Genomic DNA, 20,364 nt, shown 5'->3' on the forward strand with positions numbered 1-20,364 from the left:
ATCCAAATGAATACCTTATTTGCCCGCGGCCCCTCACTGATAAACCGACTATTACTGGCGTTGGTCATGTCGATGGTGTTGATGGCAGTGGACATTAAAATGGATGGCTTCAATGCTGTACGCATGTATTTAAGTTCTCTGGTGAGTCCATTGCAATACATTGCAAATCTGCCGGGTGAAATGCTGAACTGGACCTCACAACGTATCACCACCCAACAAAAACTGGTTGTAGAGAATAACCAACTGCGTGCCGAACATATGCGCATGAGCGAAGCGCTGCAACGTGTGACTTTTCTGGAAAACGAAAACGCAAAATTACGTGCTTTATTGGGTTCTCCGGTGCGCCCTGAAGTGAAAAAAATGGTGGCAGAGCTGATGGCCGTGGATAATGACCCGTATAGCCATCAAATTGTTATTAACAAAGGCGCAATTGACGGTGTGTATGAAGGGCAGCCGGTACTGGATGAAAACGGAATTGTCGGTCAGGTATTGCATGTTGCCTCTACTAACAGTCGTGTATTGCTGATATCTGACTTTACTCATGCCATACCTATTCGTGTGGTACGTAATGACGTCAGAGCAATTGCCTCTGGTTCAGGACAGCTTAATGCCTTGTTACTTGACCATGTCCCTCACAGTACGGATATAGAGGTTGGTGATGTGCTTTATTCCTCAGGACTGGGTAATGTCTTTCCTGAGGGGTATCCGGTAGCAAGAGTGAGCAAAATCGCCCATGATGACAGTCAGCCTTTTGCCACTATCGTTGCTACACCTGTAGCGGAACTTGACCGTATTAAATACTTGTTATTGCTGTGGACGACGGATGCGCCGAGTCAGCCTGTGGTTAAAAAGGAGAAAGCAAAATGAGAATTCGTCATTACGCTATCTCGCTAAGTATTCTGGCAGCCCTGATGCTGCAAATCATGCCGTTACCTATTTTGGTGGATAAATTTCGTCCGGATTGGGTGTTGCTGGTTTTATCTTACTGGACATTGGCATTGCCAACTCGAGTGAATGTGGGCATCGCTTTTATCTATGGTTTATTTCTGGATATTCTGCTTGGCACTACATTAGGGATTCATAGTTTTGCCATGAGTCTGGTAATTTTCATCCTGGCCGCTAACTATCAGCGTTTGCGCAATTATTCGGTATGGCAGCAAGCCATTATTATTGGCGTGATGTCTTCGCTTTATCATCTGGTTGTGTTCTGGTTACAGCATTTACTTACCGACATTTATTTTATTTTCGATTATTTATGGCCTGTGGTAACCAGCATGTTTATCTGGCCATGGATATTTTTGTTATTACGTAAAACCCGCCGCCAGTTGAGTGTTAAATGATTTATCTGGCATCGCAGTCGCCAAGGCGTAAAGCACTGTTACAGCAACTTGGCGTTACATTTGAACAATTCAGTGCGGATATTGATGAAACGCCTGAAGACGCAGAATTACCTGCGAATTACGTCTCACGCATGGCGACTGAAAAAGCGCAAAAAGGCTGGTTATTACTCCCGGAAACTGACGCAGCAATTGTTATTGCTGCGGATACCAGCGTGATCCACAACCAGCAGATTTTAGGCAAACCTGCCAACCAGCAAGAGTTTAATCAAATGCTTCATGCGTTGTCAGATAACAGCCATGAGGTGTTAACGGCTGTTAGTCTAAAAACGCCTGAGCAGCAAAAAACGGTTTTGGTGAGCTCACAAGTCACTTTTTGCGAGCTCACTCAACAACAAATTGACTGGTACTGGCAAACTCAGGAACCACTTGATAAAGCCGGCGGCTACGCTATACAGGGACTGGCAGCACAATTTATTACCCACATGCAGGGAAGTTACAGTGCTGTTGTGGGGTTGCCGTTATTTGAGACGGCACAACTTTTACAATGGGCAAAGGTGGAGCTTTATGAGCGCTGAATTACTGATCAACGTTACCCCGTCTGAATCACGGGTTGCCCTGATTGAAAACGGCATATTGCAGGAAATCCATGTAGAACGTCATACCAAACGTGGTTTAGTTGGCAATATTTATTTAGGTAAGGTCAGCCGGGTATTACCTGGGATGCAGGCAGCTTTTGTCGATATCGGATTGGAAAAAGCAGCGTTCCTGCATGCCGCCGATATTGTTGTGCGTAGCGAATTGGCCGAGGAAGTGGATAGTAGTCAAATTCGTCAGCAGGATATTAAAGCACTGGTGCGTGATGGCCAGCATATTCTGGTGCAGGTAATCAAAGATCCTATTGGCACCAAAGGCGCACGTCTTACCACCGATATAACGATTCCGGCACGCTATCTTGTGTTTATGCCTGGCGTCTCGCATGTTGGTGTATCGCAGCGTATTGAAGAAGAAAGTGAACGTCAGCGTCTCAAACAAATTGTTGAAACTTTTAATACCGACGATGGTGGGTTTATCTTACGTACCGCAGCTGAAGGGGTTGGGGAAGCCGAACTTAAACAGGACGCGGAATTTTTACGCCGTTTATGGAAAAAAATTCAGGAACGTAAAAAGCTCAAAAAAACTAATATCCTGCATGAAGATCTTACACTAAGTAGCCGTATTATCCGCGATTTCGTTGGCGCAGAACTGGACAGAATTCGGGTTGATTCCAAATTGACGCTTCAGGAACTGCAACGTTTTACCAAAGATTATGTGCCAGAAATGCACAAGCTGCTGGAGCACTATCGTGGTGACCGCCCGATCTTCGATCTATTTGATGTGGAAAACGAAATTCAACGCGCACTGGAAAAACGTGTCGATTTAAAATCAGGTGGTTATCTTATTATCGATCAGACAGAAGCTATGACCACCATTGATATTAATACGGGTGCATCAGTTGGTCATCGTAATTTGGAAGAAACCATATTTAATACCAATAGTGAAGCGACACAAGCCATCGCACGACAACTGAGATTACGTAATTTAGGCGGGATCATTATTGTCGATTTTATCGATATGGTAGACGAAGATCATAAACGCAGAGTACTACATAGTTTTGACCTGGCGCTGGCTAAAGACCGCGCCAAAACCAGTGTGCATGGATTTACTACCCTGGGTTTAGTTGAAATGACTCGTAAAAGAACCCGCGAAAGTCTGGAACATATCCTGTGTGGCGGTTGTCCAGTATGTAAGGGGCGTGGATTTGTTAAAACAGTTGAAACCGTATGTTTTGAAATCATGCGGGAAATTGTGCGGGTTAACCGGGCCTATGCCGCAGATAAATTTGTGGTGTACGCCTCGCCCATGGTTGCGGATGCATTACTGGATGATGAGTCCCATATGTTGGCTGAACTGGAAGTCTTTATTGGCAAACAAATAAAGATTCATGCGGAACTATTATACAGCCAGGAAAATTATGACGTGGTGATGATGTGAAGCCAGCTGGCTTTTATATAGGGTATTTATTAAGAAAGCTGTGGATGACAGGGGCTATCCTTGTCGTTCTGTTAGCCGTTTTTATAAGCATATTGCGTATTACTTTGCCCTATCTGGAAGGCCAGAAAAATCAAATTGCAGACTGGATTTCAGAGCAATACGGCACCAAGGTGGAAATTGGTCATATCGATGCCGGATGGCATGGTGTAGGGCCGGTTTTACTGGTTAAAGATATACGCCTTATAAACAGCCCACAGTCTCCGATTCGTTTAAGTATCGATGAAACTCAAATTGATGTGGATTTTTGGGCCAGTATTAAAGCCCGGCAGTTAGTGTCCAAGCGTTTTAATTTGGTTGGATTAAATCTGGATGTGAACGCAGATCAAACTTCTGGCGCGGGCTCAGACTTCCCAATTGTAAATGCATTAAGAAATTTATTTTTAGTTCAACTTCAGCGTTTTTCGGTAGTTGACAGTGAGGTAGTGGTCACACGCAAGCAGCGCAGGCAGACCATAGCGATTCAACGGCTGGGTTGGGTTAACAAAGGACAACGACATCAGGGAGTTGGGCAATTGAGGGTGGCCGACCTGACGCGTAACTCTGCCAGTTTTGTTCTCGACTTGTTTGGCGATGAAGACAAACTCAACGGTACTTTTTATGCTGATGGTCAGGACCTGGATTTGTCTCCATGGTTGCAACAACTATTGCCAGGCGACGGCGCCATTCAGCAAAATAAAGTTAATTTCACACTATGGGCTGATATACAAGAGTCAAAAATTGTCGACGTATTATGGCAGCTAAAAAACAGTCATTTTGGCTGGGATGACGACAACCAGACTTTTGTTAATGTCAATGCAGGAGTTATCCATGCCAAACCGCATTTAAATGGTTGGTTGTTTAATGTTGATCAGCTGGATTATTCCACAAATGGATTTGACAATTTGCTGGTTGACGCCAGCGCATTCTTAGATGAAAACCGTCATCTCACCTTAAATTTATCTCATGTGCCCATCGCACCCTTGTTACCTGTTGCTGCGGTACTGACCTCACAAAAACTCAATCAGGCGGTTAAGGATTTTGACCCCCAGGGACTTATTACCTCTGCAACTTTATTTTTTGATGGGCAGGGTATCAAGACAAGCGCACATCTCGATGATTTGTCGTTGCAATCTTCAGGTCAGGTACCTGGTTTTGACAACGTAAGTGCTGATCTTAACTGGCAATATGATCAGGGCACAATTGCGTTGTTAGCTGAACAGGGTCAGTTAAATACTGAGGCTTTACTGGGGCATCCATTAGCCTACCAAAAAATATCTGCCAATATTCGGCTGGATGAACAAGCTGATGGAATTAACATTAGTATGCCCGGGTTAAGCTTTGTCAGTGATGAGCTTAACTTTGATCTTCAGCTAAGTTATTCAAATGATAATTTACAAGTTGCTACTCGTGTGCAGGCTTTAAGCATTGCTCAGGCAAAACAATTGTTTCCTGAAGAGTTAATGGGAAAAAATACATACAGTTACTTAAATCGCGCCCTGGTATCTGGTCAGGTAAGTTACGCCAATATTATCTGGAACGGTAATCCTTCTCACTATCCCTTTGCGGATAATAGCGGTGTCTTTCAAGCCTATGTCGCCATTAGTGATTCAGAATTCGACTTTGATGAAGAATGGCCAAATCTGCAACAACTTAATCTCAACTTATTATTTGAAAACGAAGGTCTTGAAATTGATAGTCAGCAGGGGCATCTGTTAAATATTCCCATGACATCAATGCATGCATCAATACCAGAGCTGGCCAGTGATGGTGTATTAAGTATTAATATTGATGCTACAGCCTCAGGCGAAGATCTGAGTCAACTGATGTTAAAAGGTGGACTGGCTGATAGTGTGGGCTCTGCGCTACAGGAAGTGCAAATTAGTGGTGATTTGAGCAGCAAGATTAAACTGGTCATTCCATTTGATGATGAACCTGTGGTCGCCAGCGGAGATGTCATGCTAGCTAACAACCCGGTTCGTTTTGACAGTATCGATACGATTTTCGACGGTGTTACAGGTAAGCTGCACTTTGTAAATGATCATATCAGCGCAGAGAATCTTGACGCCCATTATGCGACGCAGAGTATGCAGCTGACACTTGATGGTAAGGACCAGGTTTCCGGTTATTTGACCAATATCCGTTTGGCAGGTCACTGGGACTTAAATCAGGTGCTTAAAACTTATTATCCTGGTTTGGGAGAATATGTTGCGGGGATTGCTGACTGGAAAGCCAATCTGGATTTAACCATACCTGCACAAGGTTTTGATTATACCTTTAGCCTTAACTCTGATTTGCCCCGGGTTAGTTCTGACTTGCCAGCACCTTTTAATAAAACCACGCAAATGTCTATGCCTCTGAATATCCGGGTTAAAGGAGATCAGGTTGCCTCCACTGTTAACCTTAAACTGGGTTCACAAGTCAGCTTTGAGGGAATTCTGCCGCATAAAGAAAAGCGTTTTTCCCGTGCGCATTTGGCCATGGGGAAAGAGCCGGGTTACGGGTTGGGTGCCGGTTTCAGTATTTCGGCGGATTTAATGCAAATGGACTTTGATAACTGGTATCAAAGTTTGCATCATTTGATTACTCAGGCACCACAATTTGAAGGTGAATCTGTTCTGGGACAGCCTGAACGTATTTTTGTTAATGCCAGTGAAATGCAGGCTTTGGGTCAGCAATTTCATCAGGTATCTGGCGTAATTAAGTTGCTACCTGAAAATTGGCAGATTGATGTTTCTGCCAAAGAGTTAAAGGCGCAGGTTAATATTGATCATGACTGGCTGGGCAAAGGTATCGATATTAAAGCCGATTATATTAATCTTGATCAGTGGCAGGCCAAAGAGGGACAGAATAAAGATAAACAACTGGATATTACCGAGTTTCCTCCAATCAGTTTTGTATGCAGCCGTTGCCGTTACCAGCAATACGATTTAGGTAAAGTAGAGCTAAATCTATCGCGTATTAGTGGTGGAATGCGTATCGATAAATTAAATTTGCAGCATGATGAATCCATGGTCGTTGCTCATGGGAATTGGTTGATGAAACAGGGGGTTGAAACCACTAGTTTAAGCGGTAAATTTAACAGTGATGATTTTGGGGCGTTGTTAAAAAGCTTCAAAATGAATTCCGGTGTGCGTGATTCAAATGCTAATTTTGATTTTGCTTTGAATTGGCAGGGAGCGCCGCATCAGTTTAACTTTGGAAGCCTTAATGGCAATGTCGATTGGAAACTGGGGGATGGATATCTGACAGAGGTCAGTGACAAAGGGGCTCGTTTATTTTCAATATTGAGTCTCGATTCATTGGTTCGAAAACTTAGGCTGGATTTTAGGGATGTTTTTGCCAAAGGTTTTTTCTATGACAAAATGACGGGCACGTTCCAGGTAAATAATGGTCGCGTAAACACCAATGATACTTACATTGATGGTGCCGCAGGGGAAATGCAACTTAAAGGATATACCGATTTACCTACCAAAGGACTGAATTATAAAATTTCCTTTACACCCAAAGTAACCTCCAGTTTACCGGTAATTGTGGCCTGGATGGTTAACCCGGCAACGGCTATAGCAGCATTAGCACTGGATGAGGTGATCTCCTCGGCCAAAGTGGTATCCAGTATCGATTTTTCGCTAACCGGCACCATAGATGAACCACAGCTAAAAGAAATTGGACGTGATAGTCGGGAAATTATGCTGCCCGCAAAAAATGTGCCTCAGCAGCCACAAGTGCCGGATGAACCTGCTGATGATTTATTGCCGCCACCTATGCCGGAAAGTCAGGCCGAAGACGCCCCTACCGCAGAAGGAGTTGGTTAATGTTACAAACCCTGATTGCTCTGCAAATGAATTCCAAAACCGATCCCTTACTTAATTTGGATTGGGTAGAAAAAACACTAACACCACTGCAAAAATCCGGACCAACACTGGTGGTCTTACCTGAGTGTTTTGCCTGTTTTGGTGGTGGAGACAAAGCGCAACTGGCATTGGCTGAACAAAAAGGTCATGGGCCAATACAACAGCGTTTATCTGAAATAGCGCGGCGATTTGGTGTTTGGTTGGTGGCCGGTACAATGCCTTTAAAGTGTGCTGATCACAATAAATTTACCGCTTCCTGTCTGGTTTATGATGACCAGGGGCAGTTAGTGACTGAATACCAAAAAGTGCATTTGTTTGATGTTGAAGTCAACGATAATACCCGCAGTTATCATGAATCGGCACATACTCAGGCTGGAACCAGAGTCGTCACCTTTGATTCACCTTTTGGTAAAGTGGGCGTGGCGGTGTGCTTTGATGTGCGGTTTCCGCACCTGTTTCAGGCCATGAATAAACCAGATGTGATTGTTTTACCCAGCGCCTTTACCAAGGTCACAGGTGAAGCGCACTGGCAGGCTTTGTTAAAATGTCGCAGTATCGAGAACCAGTGTTATTTAGTTGCGGCCGGGCAAACAGGCATCCATGAAAATGGCCGCGAAACTTATGGTCATTCGCAGATCGTCTCGCCGTGGGGTGAGGTGCTGGCGATGAAAACCAGCGGAACAGGGCTGGTGATGGCTGACATGAATTTAAAGGATGTTGCAGAGATCAGGCAGAAAATGCCTCTTCATCCAGCGAGTCTAGATTAATTAATTTTATAGTGAGGAGTTGCCGTTGAATTCGGTAGAAGCCAATTTATTAACTCAGTCTGATTTGCAATATCAGGATCTTGAGCAGGCGTTAGGACTGATTTATCAGCATGATACTGATTTCGCAGACTTATACTTTCAGTCAAGTCAGCATGAGAGTTGGGTGCTGGAAGACGGTATTATTAAAGACGGCAGTTTTAATATTGAACGTGGCGTGGGGGTGCGTGCAGTCAGCGGCGAAAAAACCGGTTTTGCTTATTCTGATCTTATTTCTCCACAGGCATTAACTGATGCGGCCAAAGCAGCACGAAATATAAGTTCACTGGGAGGCTCTCACCAGGTTAAGACATTTATGCCCAATGCCGCTCAACAAGCTTTATATATGACATCTAACCCACTGTCGGAATTCAATGAGCAGCAAAAAATAGAATTACTACAAGCGGTGGATAAATATGTACGTGAGCAACAGCCAGATGTAAGTCAGGTTATTGTGAGCATCAGCGGTGTATATGAAGAAGTTCTGGTGGCGGCAACTGATGGCACTCTGGCAACTGATATCCGGCCATTGGTGCGTTTAAATTGTTCTGTGCTTCTGGAAGAAAACGGGCGTCGTGAGCGCGGCAGCGGTGGTGCTGGTGGTCGTTTTGGTTATGGGTATTTCTATGAGCTGGAAAACGGGGTCCCACGCTTTCAGCAACTGGCAGAGGATGCGTTAAACATGGCGCGAATTAACCTGCAGGCGATTGATGCACCAGCGGGATTGATGCCAGTGGTCTTAGGTAGTGGCTGGCCTGGTGTGTTATTGCATGAAGCAGTAGGGCATGGATTGGAAGGTGACTTTAACCGTAAAGGCGCTTCTAATTTCAGCGGGAAGATTGGTCAACGCGTTGCGTCAAAAGGTGTGACTGTAGTTGATGATGGCACTCTTAAAGATCGTCGAGGTTCATTAAGCGTTGATGATGAAGGTACACCCAGCCAGTACAATGTATTAATTGAAGACGGAATTTTAAAAGGTTACATGCAGGATAAGTTAAACGCACGCCTGATGGGGGTTGCTCCTACTGGGAATGGTCGTCGTGAGTCTTATGCGCATTTACCTATGCCACGTATGACAAATACCTATATGCTCGCGGGAGAATATGAGCAGGAAGAAATTATCGCCTCGATTGATAAAGGTATTTATGCACCTAATTTTGGTGGAGGACAGGTTGATATTACCTCGGGTAAGTTTGTATTTTCGACATCGGAAGCGTACCTGATTGAAAAAGGCAAAATAACCACACCGGTTAAAGGTGCGACCTTAATTGGCAATGGTCCTCAGTCTATGCAGAAAATTTCCATGATAGGTAATAATCTCTCTCTGGATAAGGGGGTAGGGATTTGCGGTAAAGATGGACAAAGTGTGCCTGTCGGAGTGGGTCAGCCTTGCCTCAAGGTTGATGAAATGACGGTAGGTGGTACAGCTTAGCCCAATAAAAAAGGTAGCCGAAGCTACCTTTTTTATTGAATATTCATTTATTGTTGAGGTAAATTTTCTTTTAAGTACTGAAAAATTTCCCTCGCCGCCTTAGGTGGCTTGTTTTCTTTTTGTTGTTTATTGGCCTGACGTATCAAAGTACGTAGTTTTTGGCGATCAAGATGCGCATGCTCCTCTAACAGCATATTTACTTCAGAATCTCCCTTTTGCAGTAGTCGGTCACGCCACTGTTCCAGTTTATGGAAGTGCTGATTAGCTTGTTGATGTGCACCTTCCATTTTAGCCAGCTCCAGCTCAATTGGCTCAACATCCCGGCTGCGCATAAGTTTGCCTATAAATTGCAACTGGCGACGCCAGCCTTCCTGGCGTTTATTTATCCGTTGCGCGAGTTTGATCGCATCCGTTAATTCATCGTCCAGTGGCAACTTAGCCAGCACTTGAGGAGACAAGCTCACCAGTTTTTCACCAAGCTTCTGTAAGGCGCTACTTTCGTTCTTTAGCTGGGTCTTACTTTTGTATTCCAGCTCATCTGCGGAATCTTCGAAATTGTTATCCATTATTTCACTTTTAATAGTGGTACACTGCCAATTAATTTGATTATACCAAAAAAGCCTTCCTCAGAACGTAGTACGCAGATAATTTTATGAACGCAGAACAACAACAAGCTGAAATTCAAAATATTATTGAGGATGCCCTTAAACTGGCAGCCTCACTTGGAGCCACACAAGCAGAAGCCAGCATGACTAAAGTCGCTGGTATTAGCGTTTCTACCCGCCTTAAGGAGGTGGAAACACTCGAATATACCAATGATGGTGCATTGGGTATTACTGTATACAAAGGCAAGCGTAAAGGCAGTGCCTCAACGGCAGATTTGAGTCATGCAGCTTTGCAGGAAACGGTTAAAAAAGCGGTGGAAATTGCTCGTTATACTGGTGAGGATGACTGCTCTGGTTTAGCGCCTAGAGAATTGATGGCATTTAACCCGCCAGATTTACAGTTGTATCACCCAGGAGAATTGGACCCTGAACTGGCTATTCATCAGTCTGTGCAAGCTGAAGAGGTGGCTCTAGGGGCAGATCCACGTATAGTAAATTCTGACGGGGCTTCCTACAATGCCAATCTGGGCATGCGTGTTTATGGAAATAGCCATGGTCTGAATGTGGGTTATCCGAGTAGCCGCTACAGCCTAAGTTGTGTGGTTATCGGCCAGCAAGGTGATGATATGCAGCGTGACTACAGTTATACAGTGGCACGTAAAGCGGGTGATTTGAAATCACCTCAGCAAGTAGGACAGGAAGCAGCCCAACATACCGTAGAACGATTAGGTGCCCAAAAACTCACTACGCGCAAATGCCCGGTGATTTTTCATCACGACATTGCAGGTGGATTATGGGGGCATCTGGTTGGCGCTATCAGTGGCGGTAGTCTGTACCGTAAATCCAGTTTCTTGTTAGACCATTTAGGTAAGTCAATTCTACCTAATTGGTTGAATATTGAGGAACGTCCGCATCTAATCGGTGCGCTGGCAAGTTCTGCTTTTGATGGTGAAGGCGTGATCACTAATGATATGGATATTGTTACTAATGGTGTGCTGAATCACTATCTTCTGACGAATTATTCAGCCAAAAAGCTGGGCATGGTCACTAACGGTCATGCCGGTGGTATCCATAACTGGCTTATTTCCCATAGTGAGCAATCTTTAGCTCAGTTACTTAAAAGTATGGGAACCGGCTTACTGGTAACTGAATTAATGGGACAAGGTGTAAACATTGTTACCGGTGACTATTCGCGCGGTGCCGCGGGATTTTGGGTGGAAAATGGTGAAATCCAGTATCCGGTAAGTGAAATTACTATCGCGGCAAACCTTAAAGATATGTTTGCCAATATAGTCGCAGTAGGCAATGACATTGATGACAGAGGAAGTGTACACACAGGTTCCGTTATGCTTCAGGAAATGCAAATTGCCGGTGTTTAAAAATAAAAAAGCCATCATCATGATGGCTTTTTTAGGTCTGGGATACGAGCTAACTTAGTTATCTACGCTGCCACAGAAGCGATAACCTTCACCATGAATAGTATCGATTAACTCCTCTGAACCAGGCACTGATTCGAAATGTTTTCTTATACGACGAATGGTTACATCTACCGTTCTGTCGTTAGGGCGTAACTCTCTTCCCGTCATTTCCATGATTAATTGTTCGCGAGTCAGTATTTTACCCGGATGGCGCAGGAATAAATGCATGGCGCGGAATTCACTGCGCGGTAAGCGGAATTCCTGATTGTCAGGAGAAACCAGACTGCGGCTATCGCCATCTAAGCACCAGCCATTGAAGTTAACACGACTTGGTAAATCAGCATCTTCATTGTTGCTCATAGTGCGGGATAACAGGTTACGCGCTCTGATGGTTAATTCTCGAGGATTAAATGGTTTGGTCAGGTAATCATCTGCGCCAATTTCAAGACCCAGAATACGGTCTACTTCGTTATCACGGCCCGTCAGGAAAATTAAGCCAATATTTTTGCGGTCACGTACTTCACGTGCCAGCAATAATCCGTTTTTACCGGGTAAATTAATATCCATAATCACCAGGTTGATATTATTGTTCGCAAACAAATCATGCATCTGCTCACCGTCTTCGGCTTCCAGTACTTGATAACCTTCGGCCTCGAACAGGCTTTTAAGCGTAGTTCGGGTAACAATTTCATCTTCTACAATGAGTATGATTGGTGTTTGCATCTTGTTTCCAGCCTTAATGTTTGATCTGTAAAGAGTTTATCAGATATTGGCAAATTATATCATCTGAGCCACTAAAATCCGCATTGTTACTATTTTTATCCGTTTTTATTCAACAAAAGTCGCCAGCTTTAAAACAGATGAGCTGATTTTTAGTGGTGATTTTTCAAGTTGAGTTAAATTAATAACAATTTCCATATTTTGCCCTCCAGCCACAATGGAAAGCAGCCCGCCTTGTTGTACAAATTCTTTGCTTTCACCAATAGTTAGTGTTGTTTGATTGATTTCATCCATTTGTTCAAATAACTCTTTGGTTTCATGTGCTTTTGATACAAACAGCATATGACAGTTAGCTGAACCGAATTCGTGCAATTGCACCATTCTGACCACTGAAAATGGTATGGATTTGATCATCTTTTGATGAATTTGTGACAATTGCTGTGCGTGATTAAATTCTGGCCCTTCTAAAAAACAAAGTGAGAGTGAATCAAAATTTAACCGGGCACGCGGAAAATCAGTAAATTCAACCATGTGTAACAGTAACGGAGCTCTAATCTGGTATGGGGCAATCGGTGCTGCCACAGAGGATAAGCTGACTATTGTGAGTAGTAGCATCAATAGTCTATTCATCTGTTTTTGCCCGTTTGATCGCTATTTTTAAGCATCCTGTTCACCGGGAACTGAATAATAAATTTAACGCCCTGACCTTCTTTACTGTCTACTGATATATTCCCGCCAAGACCCTGGGTAACCAGATTAAATACAAGATGCATACCAAGACCGCTCCCCCCCTTACCACGCTTAGTTGTAACAAAGGGATCGAAGATACGTTTTTTTAAATCATCGGACAAACCCTTACCATTGTCAGTGTAAGTGATTTGCAGTTGCTGCTGCGCAACCATCTCTACTTTAATCTCGATGGTACCAATGTCGATGTATTCAAAACCATGAATGAGTGAATTTAGGATTAAGTTGATCAGTATCTGGTGGATGGGACCTGCTTTGCATTCGACCATTAGTTCGCTGTCGCAGTGCACCAGGACCTCGTGCTCAGTTTGTTTTAGGCGCGGACGTAATGAAAACAGAATTTCATCAATTAATTCACCTACATTAAATGTACGGTTTAATTCATGGGTTTGGTCAACGGCAACTTGTTTAAAACTGGAAATCAGGTCAGCGGAGCGATTAAGGTTGCGATAAACAATATTGAGGTTTTCGCGACTTTCATTAAGGAATTTTTCCAGACTACTGGCTTTTAAGGTTTTGTTGTCAAATTCATGCTGAATTTTATTGATTCGGTCAATCATCATGGTTGAAGCTGTAACGCCCAAACCTATTGGGGTATTAACTTCATGCGCAATACCCGCCACCATATCGCCCAACGATGCCATTTTTTCGTTTTGTACCAGCTGACGCTGGAATTCATGCAGTTTTTCCAGCGTTTGCATTAATTCATGGTTGGCTTGCTTTAATGCTATCGTGCGTTGATTAACCTTTTCTTCCAGGTTGGCTGTTAACTCACGATATTCATCTTCCGCTTGTTGTTGTTGCTGAATATGCTGCTGCATTCTTGCTAACAGGCGGTTAAATGCGTTGGCAAATATTGCCAACTCGCTAATATTGCAAACTTCTGCGCGGGTTGAATAATCTTTATCACGGGATATCTTTTGCACCAACTCCACCAGCTCCTCGACTGGCTTGGTAATTTTTTTCTGCAGTACCAGTGCCAGAGCCAGACATAGTGCAATCACTACAAACAGAATGGCGACGGTTAACATGATGGCGTTTAATTTCAGCTCGTTAAGACGTGCCAGCGACATATTGATATATAAATAACCAATAATGTCGCCTTTGTGTGTTATCGGTTTAACAAACTCCATTCCTGATGAAGACATAGTAGGTTCTGACAATTCGTCAACCCTGTCGATAACCGTTTGCACATGGCCGGTGCCGGAGCGATTGTAAGTAGCAAACAGCGTCAGTTCCTGATCATCGCCAAAGTAATAAATGTGGGCATGATCAACATGGGCAATGCCTTCAAGATGTGCAAGATCACTTTGAGCTGCGCCAGCATCTTTGAATAACACGCTGGCAACAGAATTGTTGACCAGAAAATCAGCAAACATTTTGGTATCTTCGATCAATTCGTCTTTATAGGATTTCTCCAGACGATATTCGAAGATTCCAGCGGTAACTACTAAAGCCAGTGTGGATGTTGCCATGGCAACATACAGCATCAGACTTTTAATAGATAAAATACTGTTTCCTTCAGTCATAATTCGATTAAATGTGCAGATATATCCGTTAGTAAACTACATACTCTATTAATCAGCGAATAAATAAAACCTTTTTCCATCTCTGAGCCGGTTTTCATGTGTTTTTTATATTAACGGCTCTTAATAAACACTCTCTGGCGATTTTTTAACTGTCACTATTTTTGGCTGAAGTACACTTTGAATTTACTGGTCTGCCCCAATAATTCAAATCCATCAAAATTCAGCTCAAACAATTCCGGATATTTTAGAAATGCATTGGCAACCAGCGTTAATGTGGCTTGCGGTAACATATGTTTTTTTGCATCACGTAAAAACGCTTCGGTAATCGCGTAATCGGTTTTAATTCCAGTATGAAAAGGTGGATTGGTGTAAATTGCTGCAAATTGCTGTGTAAATCCTGCTAATCCATCTGATGCTACAACATTGGCTGTAAAACCATTTAACTGCGCGGTTTGTTCACTGCAATAAAGCGCCAGCGCATTAATATCGCTCATACTGATGTTGGCATTCGGTTGGAGTTTGGCTAAATATGCGCCAACAATGCCTGCGCCACAGGCAAAATCGAGCACTTCGCCCTCGGGTACCTGATGAATGTTTTCCAGCAACAACTGTGTTCCCTCATCGAGGTGGCCGTGGTTAAACACACCCGGCAGTGAACATATTTGCAGTTCTACCTGCGCAATCTTGCAATGAAAGACTTGTTGCCAGTCTTTTAAGGCGAAAGGTTTTGGCGTGTCCGTTATCGTGGTACGAAACAAACTGCAGTGGCGAGCTGAATCGTGTTTTACGACATGTTCACCTACTTCGGCTAAAAGTTTGTTGGATGCTTTAATACCGCCCTTGTTTTCGCCAACTAGCATTAAGCTGCCATTGGGTTTTAGCTGTGTGGCCATGTTAGCCAACAGCATTTGCGCGTGTTGTTTGGCTTTGGGCATGTAAATCACTATGCCATCGTAGCGCTTCTCAGTATCTAAACCAGCGGCAAATATGGCAGATTTTGCAGTGGATCGGGCGGCGAGGTACTGATCATAAAACTGGAAAAAACCGTCGGCTTCAATTTGAGAAAAAACATGTGGATCTTCAGCATTAACCAATAGCCAGTCACCTTGTTCAAACAAATACTGATTACGAATTAATAACTGGCTGGGTTGGCTGTACATACAAGTCCTTAGTTCACAAACACATTAAGCGATACGTTCAAACATCAAATCCCACACGCCATGACCAAGGCGATGACCACGTTGCTCAAACTTAGTAAGTGGGCGATGATCAGGGCGAGGTACGTAATCCTGTGTAGCAGACTGGTTTTTATAACCTTCGGCCTGGCTCATCACTTCTAACATATGTTCTGCGTAGTTTTCCCAGTCTGTCGCCATATGAAATACGCCGCCGATCCTGAGCTTCTGACGCAATTTTTGCACAAACTCAGGTTGCACGATACGACGTTTGTGATGACGTTTTTTATGCCAGGGATCGGGGAAAAACAGCTGAACACGGCTAAGGCTGTTATCGGCGATACAATCGGCCAATACTTCTACCGCATCATGTTCGTACAAACGTAAGTTGGTGATTCCAGCTTCATTGGCATCAGCTAAACAAGCGCCAACCCCCGGACGATGTACTTCAATGCCAATAAAATCTTTATCTGATTCTGCAATCGCCATTTCAACCAAAGATTTGCCCATACCAAAACCGATTTCGAGTACCACTGGCGCCTGACGACCAAACAGCTGTTCAAAATTTTGTAAGCCCTGGGCATGGGTTAACCCCATGTTTGGCCAGCAATCTTCCAGCGCTTTGGCCTGACCTTTGGTTAGTCTGCCTTCGCGTTTTACAAAGCTGCGAATTTTGCGCAGATAAGGCGTCTCTTGTGTTTCGGTTTGCTGTGATTGTTGGGGAGAATGGTTGTCACTCATGTCGTATTTGCCAGTACTGCTAAAACCGGCAATTATAGCAATGCCTGCGCTGGCAAAACATCTACTTTGGACAAATAATCTGCGTCAAATATTCCGCCAGTTGTGCTGCTTGTTCCAATGGGCTCATGTGACCACTGTTTTCAATGCTAAAAAAACGGCTGCCATCAAGCTTTTGATGAGCTAAATACAATTGTTCGTATGGTGCAATAAGATCATGTTTTGCCGCAATGATATTAACTGGGAAGTTGGCCGCCCTTAACGGTTGAATCAGGTCTTTACGATTTGAGGTCGCAATCATATGGTATTTCAAAACACTTCCGCCTAAATCTGCTTCCATATCGCGTACCGTCTGCCTGGCAAAGTCACTTGTTTCACTGGTGCTACCGACAAACTGTTGCAGTCGCTGCTTGTTCATTGGTCGAAACTGGCCTTGTTCCAGCGCTTTAATAATTTGCTGACGTTTAGATAGCTCTTCATCACTCAGGCCAAAACAGCTAAAGCTAATCAGAGTAAGCGAAGCAACATGCTGTGGATTGGTAATAGCATGTAGTGCTGCGATATAACCCCCCATAGAAAAACCCACTAAATGGCAAGGTTGGTTTTCAATTGCGTGCTCCGTGAGACCCTGCATTTGCTCCAGCGTTTCCGCCCATTGCAACGGAACATATCGCCTGTCATCGATTTCCATTTGTCGCCAAACAGGCATCCAAAGACGTTCATCACATAATGTTCCGGGAAAAAATACTACAGGCGGCATAAGGTCTCTGCACTGACATAAAGTTATAGCTTGGGGTATGATAGCGGCTCTGTGCATTGCAAGCTAATTGAAATCGGTATTTGTGTCAGTTACTGAATTTTCCACTCTTATATTAAATTGGTTCGACCAACATGGTCGTAAGAATCTACCCTGGCAACAGCAAAAGACCCCTTATTCGGTTTGGGTGTCTGAAATCATGCTGCAACAAACCCAGGTGGTCACGGTTATTCCCTACTTTCAGCGTTTTATGCAGAGCTTTCCTGACTTGGCGGCATTGGCTAATGCCAAGCAGGACGATGTGTTACATCACTGGACTGGCTTAGGTTATTACGCCCGAGCCCGTAATTTGCACAAAGCGGCCAAAATGATTTGTGAGCAATTTAATGGGGAGTTCCCGACCACATTAGAAGAAGTGATGAGTTTACCCGGTATTGGTCGTTCGACGGCCGGCGCGGTGTTGTCACTATCTTTAGGTCAGCATCACAGCATCTTAGACGGCAATGTTAAACGTGTTTTAGCCCGTTTTGCGGCAGTGGAAGGCTGGCCAGGCAATAAGGCGGTTGAACAAAAATTATGGCTTTTAGCCGATAAATTTACCCCTGCTCAGCGATGCGGGGATTACACTCAGGCCATGATGGATATGGGCGCGACTATTTGCACTCGCAGTTCACCCAAGTGTAGCGATTGTCCGGTTCAGCCTATGTGTCAGGCTTATTCCTCTGGGCGACAAGCTGATTTCCCCGGTAAAAAACCGAAAAAGACCTTACCCGAGCGTAGTACCTTTATGCTTATTCCTGTGTGGCAGCAGCAGGTATTGATGTTTAAACGACCCCCGACAGGTTTGTGGGGTGGATTATGGGGATTTCATCAAATAGATGAGTTAGAGCAGCTAAGTGATTTTATGACTGGTTTGGGGTTGATGGCTGATGACTATGAGAAATTGCCGACCTTTCGTCATACCTTTAGTCATTTCCATTTAGATATCACGCCAGTCATGATTCCGCAGGCACAAGTAGAAAATCAGGTAAATGAAACAGACAATCGCTGGGTGGATGTTGGGCAACCAATTGGACTGGGATTGGCTGCCCCGACTAAAAAAATACTGGAAAGCTTAAGCAACGGCCTGTTGCTGTGATAGCCGCATATGCGGACTATTGGTAAGCAGGAAAAAGTAATTCTCTACAATGGTTTCGGCCATCGCATTTAAGTCAAAACTTTGCGGATAAAACAGCCAGTTGTTAACGATACCGGTAAAGTAACCATGTTTGACTTGCGCAGCTTGGTCTAAATCCAGATCTTTTGGCAATTGCCCACGCTTAATCGCGTTCTTTAATGTGCGTTTAATGCGGTCATGACATTCCACAAATGATACTTTTTGTCTGTCTTCGATCTGGGTTACATCACCGTTAAACTCAAACTTGTGTAACATAATCGAAAACACACGCTGCTGACGTTTGTCGGTGGCAATCAGCCTGATAAGCTGTACCGAAAACTCCTTAAACTTACCCAGAGGGTCGGTTTCGTTTTCGTCGGCGCAGGCTTCTGCTAAAGCCTCTATGGGTAAGTGAACCCGTTCGATCATTGCTTCAAACAAGTCATGTTTGTTTTTAAAGTGCCAGTAAATCGCACCACGGGTTAACCCTGCATGATTGGCAACGTCCATCAGGGTGGTATTGGCAAATCCTTTGTCAAAAAATACAGACTCCGCCGAATCAAGCAGCTGATCGCGTGTTGCGGCAGCTTCTTCTTTGGTTTTTCTGACCATAATGACCTCGGTTATTTTTACAACTATTATTCAGTTCAAGCCTTTTGTCTTAATAGTGTAAAACGGTAAAATTAACATTAAATTACGGTTGCATTATTGAGCAATTAATCAGTAGAATAAAACATTCATGCATGTATGTAAAATGAAAGTAAAGCAAGTAGCCATATTTTTATTGTGGTTTTGCGCGTCATCTGTCACTGCATTTGTACACAACTCTGAACACTATTGAGGTCACAATGAAAGTAAATCAGCGAATTTACCTGCTGTTAATTGCCAGTGGGGTATTAACCGGATTAGCCGGTTGTGGGGAAGAGCAACAAGCTGCAGCACCTGCTCAGCAGGCAATGCCCGTTGGAGTTGTTACATTACAAAGTCAGCAAGTTACCTTAACTAAAGAATTGCCCGGACGTATTGCTGCATCACAAATAGCTGAAATTCGCCCACAGGTAAGCGGTATCGTGCAATCACGTTTGTTTGTTGAGGGGAGTCAGGTCAAAGCTGGCGATGCGCTATATCAAATTGATCCTGCAACGTTTGAAGCGGCAGTTGGCAGTGCAAAAGCGTCAGTAGCAAGAGCGGAAGCGGGTATCGCCAGCAGCAAAGCAAAAATTGCACGTTATAAAGAGCTATTAAAAACCAATGCTGTGAGCGAGCAGGATTATGATGAAGCTGATGCTGCGTATAAGCAGGCTAAAGCAGATTTATTAACTGCTCAGGCGCAATTAAGAACCGCACAGATTAATCTTGATTACAGTAAAGTTACGTCACCTATTGATGGCCAGATTAGTAAATCGGCTGTAACTGTTGGTGCACTGGTCAGTGCTAACCAAAATACTGCTTTAACAACTGTTACACAGTTAGATCCCGTTTATGTGGATTTAACTCAGTCAAGCACTGAATTACTTGAGCTTAAGCGTGCACTAGCGTCTGGCGCGATTGATTCTGATAAAGCCGCTCAGACTATGGTTGAGCTGACATTAGAAGACGGTTCAGTTTATTCGCACAAAGGTACCTTGCAGTTTTCTGATGTAACTGTGGATCAGGGAACTGGTTCGGTGACTTTAAGAGCTGAATTCCCTAATCCGGAAAAAATCCTGTTGCCGGGAATGTACGTAAGGGCAACAGTGGTAGAAGGGATTAAAGAAAATGCCATTTTAGCGCCACAAAGAGGTATTAGCCGTAATACCAAAGGGCAAGCCACTGCAATGGTGGTAAATAAGGAAGGTAAGGTTGAACCACGTATATTAGAGGCTGACCGCACTATCGGCACAAACTGGCTTATTAAGAGTGGCCTGTCTGCTGGTGATCAATTAATTGTTGAGGGACTGCAAAAAGTTCGTCCGGGCGCAGCCGTTACGGCAACCCCAGCTGAATCAAACTCAGCTAATGCTCAATAAAGCCCAATAAACGG

The 20,364-nt window shown here is 43.9% G+C and carries 18 protein-coding genes; 10 read left to right on the forward strand and 8 right to left on the reverse strand.

What is annotated here, in order from left to right; translation table 11 throughout:
• Window positions 1-6 precede the first annotated feature (6 nt).
• From mreC to tldD, 7 genes are read left to right on the forward strand one after another with little or no spacing between them, the layout of a single operon-like run.
• Window positions 7-867 carry a rod shape-determining protein MreC gene (mreC, locus tag H8B19_RS09520; RefSeq protein ID WP_186506591.1) on the forward strand — a complete coding sequence of 287 codons (861 nt, stop codon included), beginning with the start codon at window positions 7-9 and terminating at the stop codon, window positions 865-867.
• Window positions 864-1,340 (forward strand): rod shape-determining protein MreD, encoded by a 477-nt coding sequence (gene mreD, locus H8B19_RS09525; RefSeq protein ID WP_186506592.1) that lies wholly within the window; start codon window positions 864-866, stop codon window positions 1,338-1,340. The genes mreC and mreD overlap by 4 nt, the downstream gene beginning before the upstream one ends.
• Entirely contained in the window at window positions 1,337-1,915 is a 579-nt protein-coding gene (locus H8B19_RS09530) for a Maf family protein (RefSeq protein ID WP_186506593.1), read from the forward strand. The genes mreD and H8B19_RS09530 overlap by 4 nt, the downstream gene beginning before the upstream one ends.
• Window positions 1,905-3,371 (forward strand): ribonuclease G, encoded by a 1,467-nt coding sequence (rng, locus tag H8B19_RS09535; RefSeq protein WP_186506594.1) that lies wholly within the window; start codon window positions 1,905-1,907, stop codon window positions 3,369-3,371. The genes H8B19_RS09530 and rng overlap by 11 nt, the downstream gene beginning before the upstream one ends.
• Window positions 3,368-7,222: a YhdP family protein gene (locus H8B19_RS09540; RefSeq protein WP_338401515.1), complete on the forward strand. Its 3,855-nt coding sequence runs from the start codon at window positions 3,368-3,370 to the stop codon at window positions 7,220-7,222. Before rng ends, H8B19_RS09540 begins: the two co-directional genes overlap by 4 nt.
• Window positions 7,222-8,028, forward strand: coding sequence for a carbon-nitrogen hydrolase family protein (locus H8B19_RS09545; RefSeq protein WP_186506596.1), 807 nt, complete (start codon window positions 7,222-7,224; stop codon window positions 8,026-8,028). Before H8B19_RS09540 ends, H8B19_RS09545 begins: the two co-directional genes overlap by 1 nt.
• A gap of 25 nt (window positions 8,029-8,053) precedes the next feature.
• Window positions 8,054-9,496 (forward strand): metalloprotease TldD, encoded by a 1,443-nt coding sequence (tldD, locus tag H8B19_RS09550; protein WP_186506597.1) that lies wholly within the window; start codon window positions 8,054-8,056, stop codon window positions 9,494-9,496.
• A gap of 47 nt (window positions 9,497-9,543) precedes the next feature.
• Here tldD and yjgA read toward each other — a convergent pair whose 3' ends face one another.
• Window positions 9,544-10,062: a ribosome biogenesis factor YjgA gene (yjgA, locus tag H8B19_RS09555; RefSeq protein WP_186506598.1), complete on the reverse strand. Its 519-nt coding sequence runs from the start codon at window positions 10,060-10,062 to the stop codon at window positions 9,544-9,546.
• Window positions 10,063-10,148: 86 nt separating this feature from the next.
• On the opposite strand from yjgA, the gene pmbA reads away from it, so the two are divergent.
• Entirely contained in the window at window positions 10,149-11,480 is a 1,332-nt protein-coding gene (gene pmbA, locus H8B19_RS09560) for a metalloprotease PmbA (RefSeq protein ID WP_186506599.1), read from the forward strand.
• A 54-nt stretch (window positions 11,481-11,534) separates the two neighbouring features.
• On the opposite strand, the gene arcA is transcribed toward pmbA, so the two are convergent.
• The 6 genes from arcA to H8B19_RS09590 all read right to left on the reverse strand — a co-directional run bounded on the left by arcA (window position 11,535) and on the right by H8B19_RS09590 (window position 17,188).
• The gene (gene arcA, locus H8B19_RS09565; protein ID WP_186506600.1) at window positions 11,535-12,242 is read right to left on the reverse strand and encodes a two-component system response regulator ArcA; all 708 of its coding nucleotides are present in this window, start codon (window positions 12,240-12,242) and stop codon (window positions 11,535-11,537) included.
• A gap of 105 nt (window positions 12,243-12,347) precedes the next feature.
• Window positions 12,348-12,869, reverse strand: a complete 522-nt coding sequence (locus tag H8B19_RS09570) for a YfiR family protein (protein WP_186506601.1) — start codon at window positions 12,867-12,869, stop codon at window positions 12,348-12,350.
• Window positions 12,866-14,515 carry an ATP-binding protein gene (locus H8B19_RS09575; protein WP_186506602.1) on the reverse strand — a complete coding sequence of 550 codons (1,650 nt, stop codon included), beginning with the start codon at window positions 14,513-14,515 and terminating at the stop codon, window positions 12,866-12,868. Before H8B19_RS09575 ends, H8B19_RS09570 begins: the two co-directional genes overlap by 4 nt.
• A 155-nt stretch (window positions 14,516-14,670) precedes the next feature.
• Window positions 14,671-15,675 carry a class I SAM-dependent methyltransferase gene (locus tag H8B19_RS09580; RefSeq protein ID WP_186506603.1) on the reverse strand — a complete coding sequence of 335 codons (1,005 nt, stop codon included), beginning with the start codon at window positions 15,673-15,675 and terminating at the stop codon, window positions 14,671-14,673.
• 24 nt (window positions 15,676-15,699) lie between these two features.
• On the reverse strand, window positions 15,700-16,431 hold the full coding sequence (gene trmB / locus H8B19_RS09585) for a tRNA (guanosine(46)-N7)-methyltransferase TrmB (RefSeq protein WP_186506604.1): 732 nt from the start codon (window positions 16,429-16,431) through the stop codon (window positions 15,700-15,702).
• A gap of 61 nt (window positions 16,432-16,492) precedes the next feature.
• On the reverse strand, window positions 16,493-17,188 hold the full coding sequence (locus H8B19_RS09590; RefSeq protein WP_186506605.1) for an alpha/beta fold hydrolase: 696 nt from the start codon (window positions 17,186-17,188) through the stop codon (window positions 16,493-16,495).
• Window positions 17,189-17,255: 67 nt separating this feature from the next.
• On the opposite strand from H8B19_RS09590, the gene mutY reads away from it, so the two are divergent.
• Window positions 17,256-18,323 (forward strand): A/G-specific adenine glycosylase, encoded by a 1,068-nt coding sequence (mutY, locus tag H8B19_RS09595; protein WP_194362687.1) that lies wholly within the window; start codon window positions 17,256-17,258, stop codon window positions 18,321-18,323.
• Here mutY and H8B19_RS09600 read toward each other — a convergent pair.
• Window positions 18,300-18,953: a TetR family transcriptional regulator gene (locus tag H8B19_RS09600; RefSeq protein WP_186506606.1), complete on the reverse strand. Its 654-nt coding sequence runs from the start codon at window positions 18,951-18,953 to the stop codon at window positions 18,300-18,302. The two genes, mutY and H8B19_RS09600, sit on opposite strands and share 24 nt — an antisense overlap.
• A 236-nt stretch (window positions 18,954-19,189) precedes the next feature.
• Between H8B19_RS09600 and H8B19_RS09605 the strand changes: the two genes are divergently transcribed.
• The gene (locus H8B19_RS09605; RefSeq protein ID WP_186506607.1) at window positions 19,190-20,350 is read left to right on the forward strand and encodes an efflux RND transporter periplasmic adaptor subunit; all 1,161 of its coding nucleotides are present in this window, start codon (window positions 19,190-19,192) and stop codon (window positions 20,348-20,350) included.
• Window positions 20,351-20,364: the final 14 nt, after the last annotated feature.

It is taken from the genome of Neptunicella marina, assembly GCF_014270035.1.
GTDB lineage: Bacteria > Pseudomonadota > Gammaproteobacteria > Enterobacterales > Alteromonadaceae > Neptunicella > Neptunicella marina.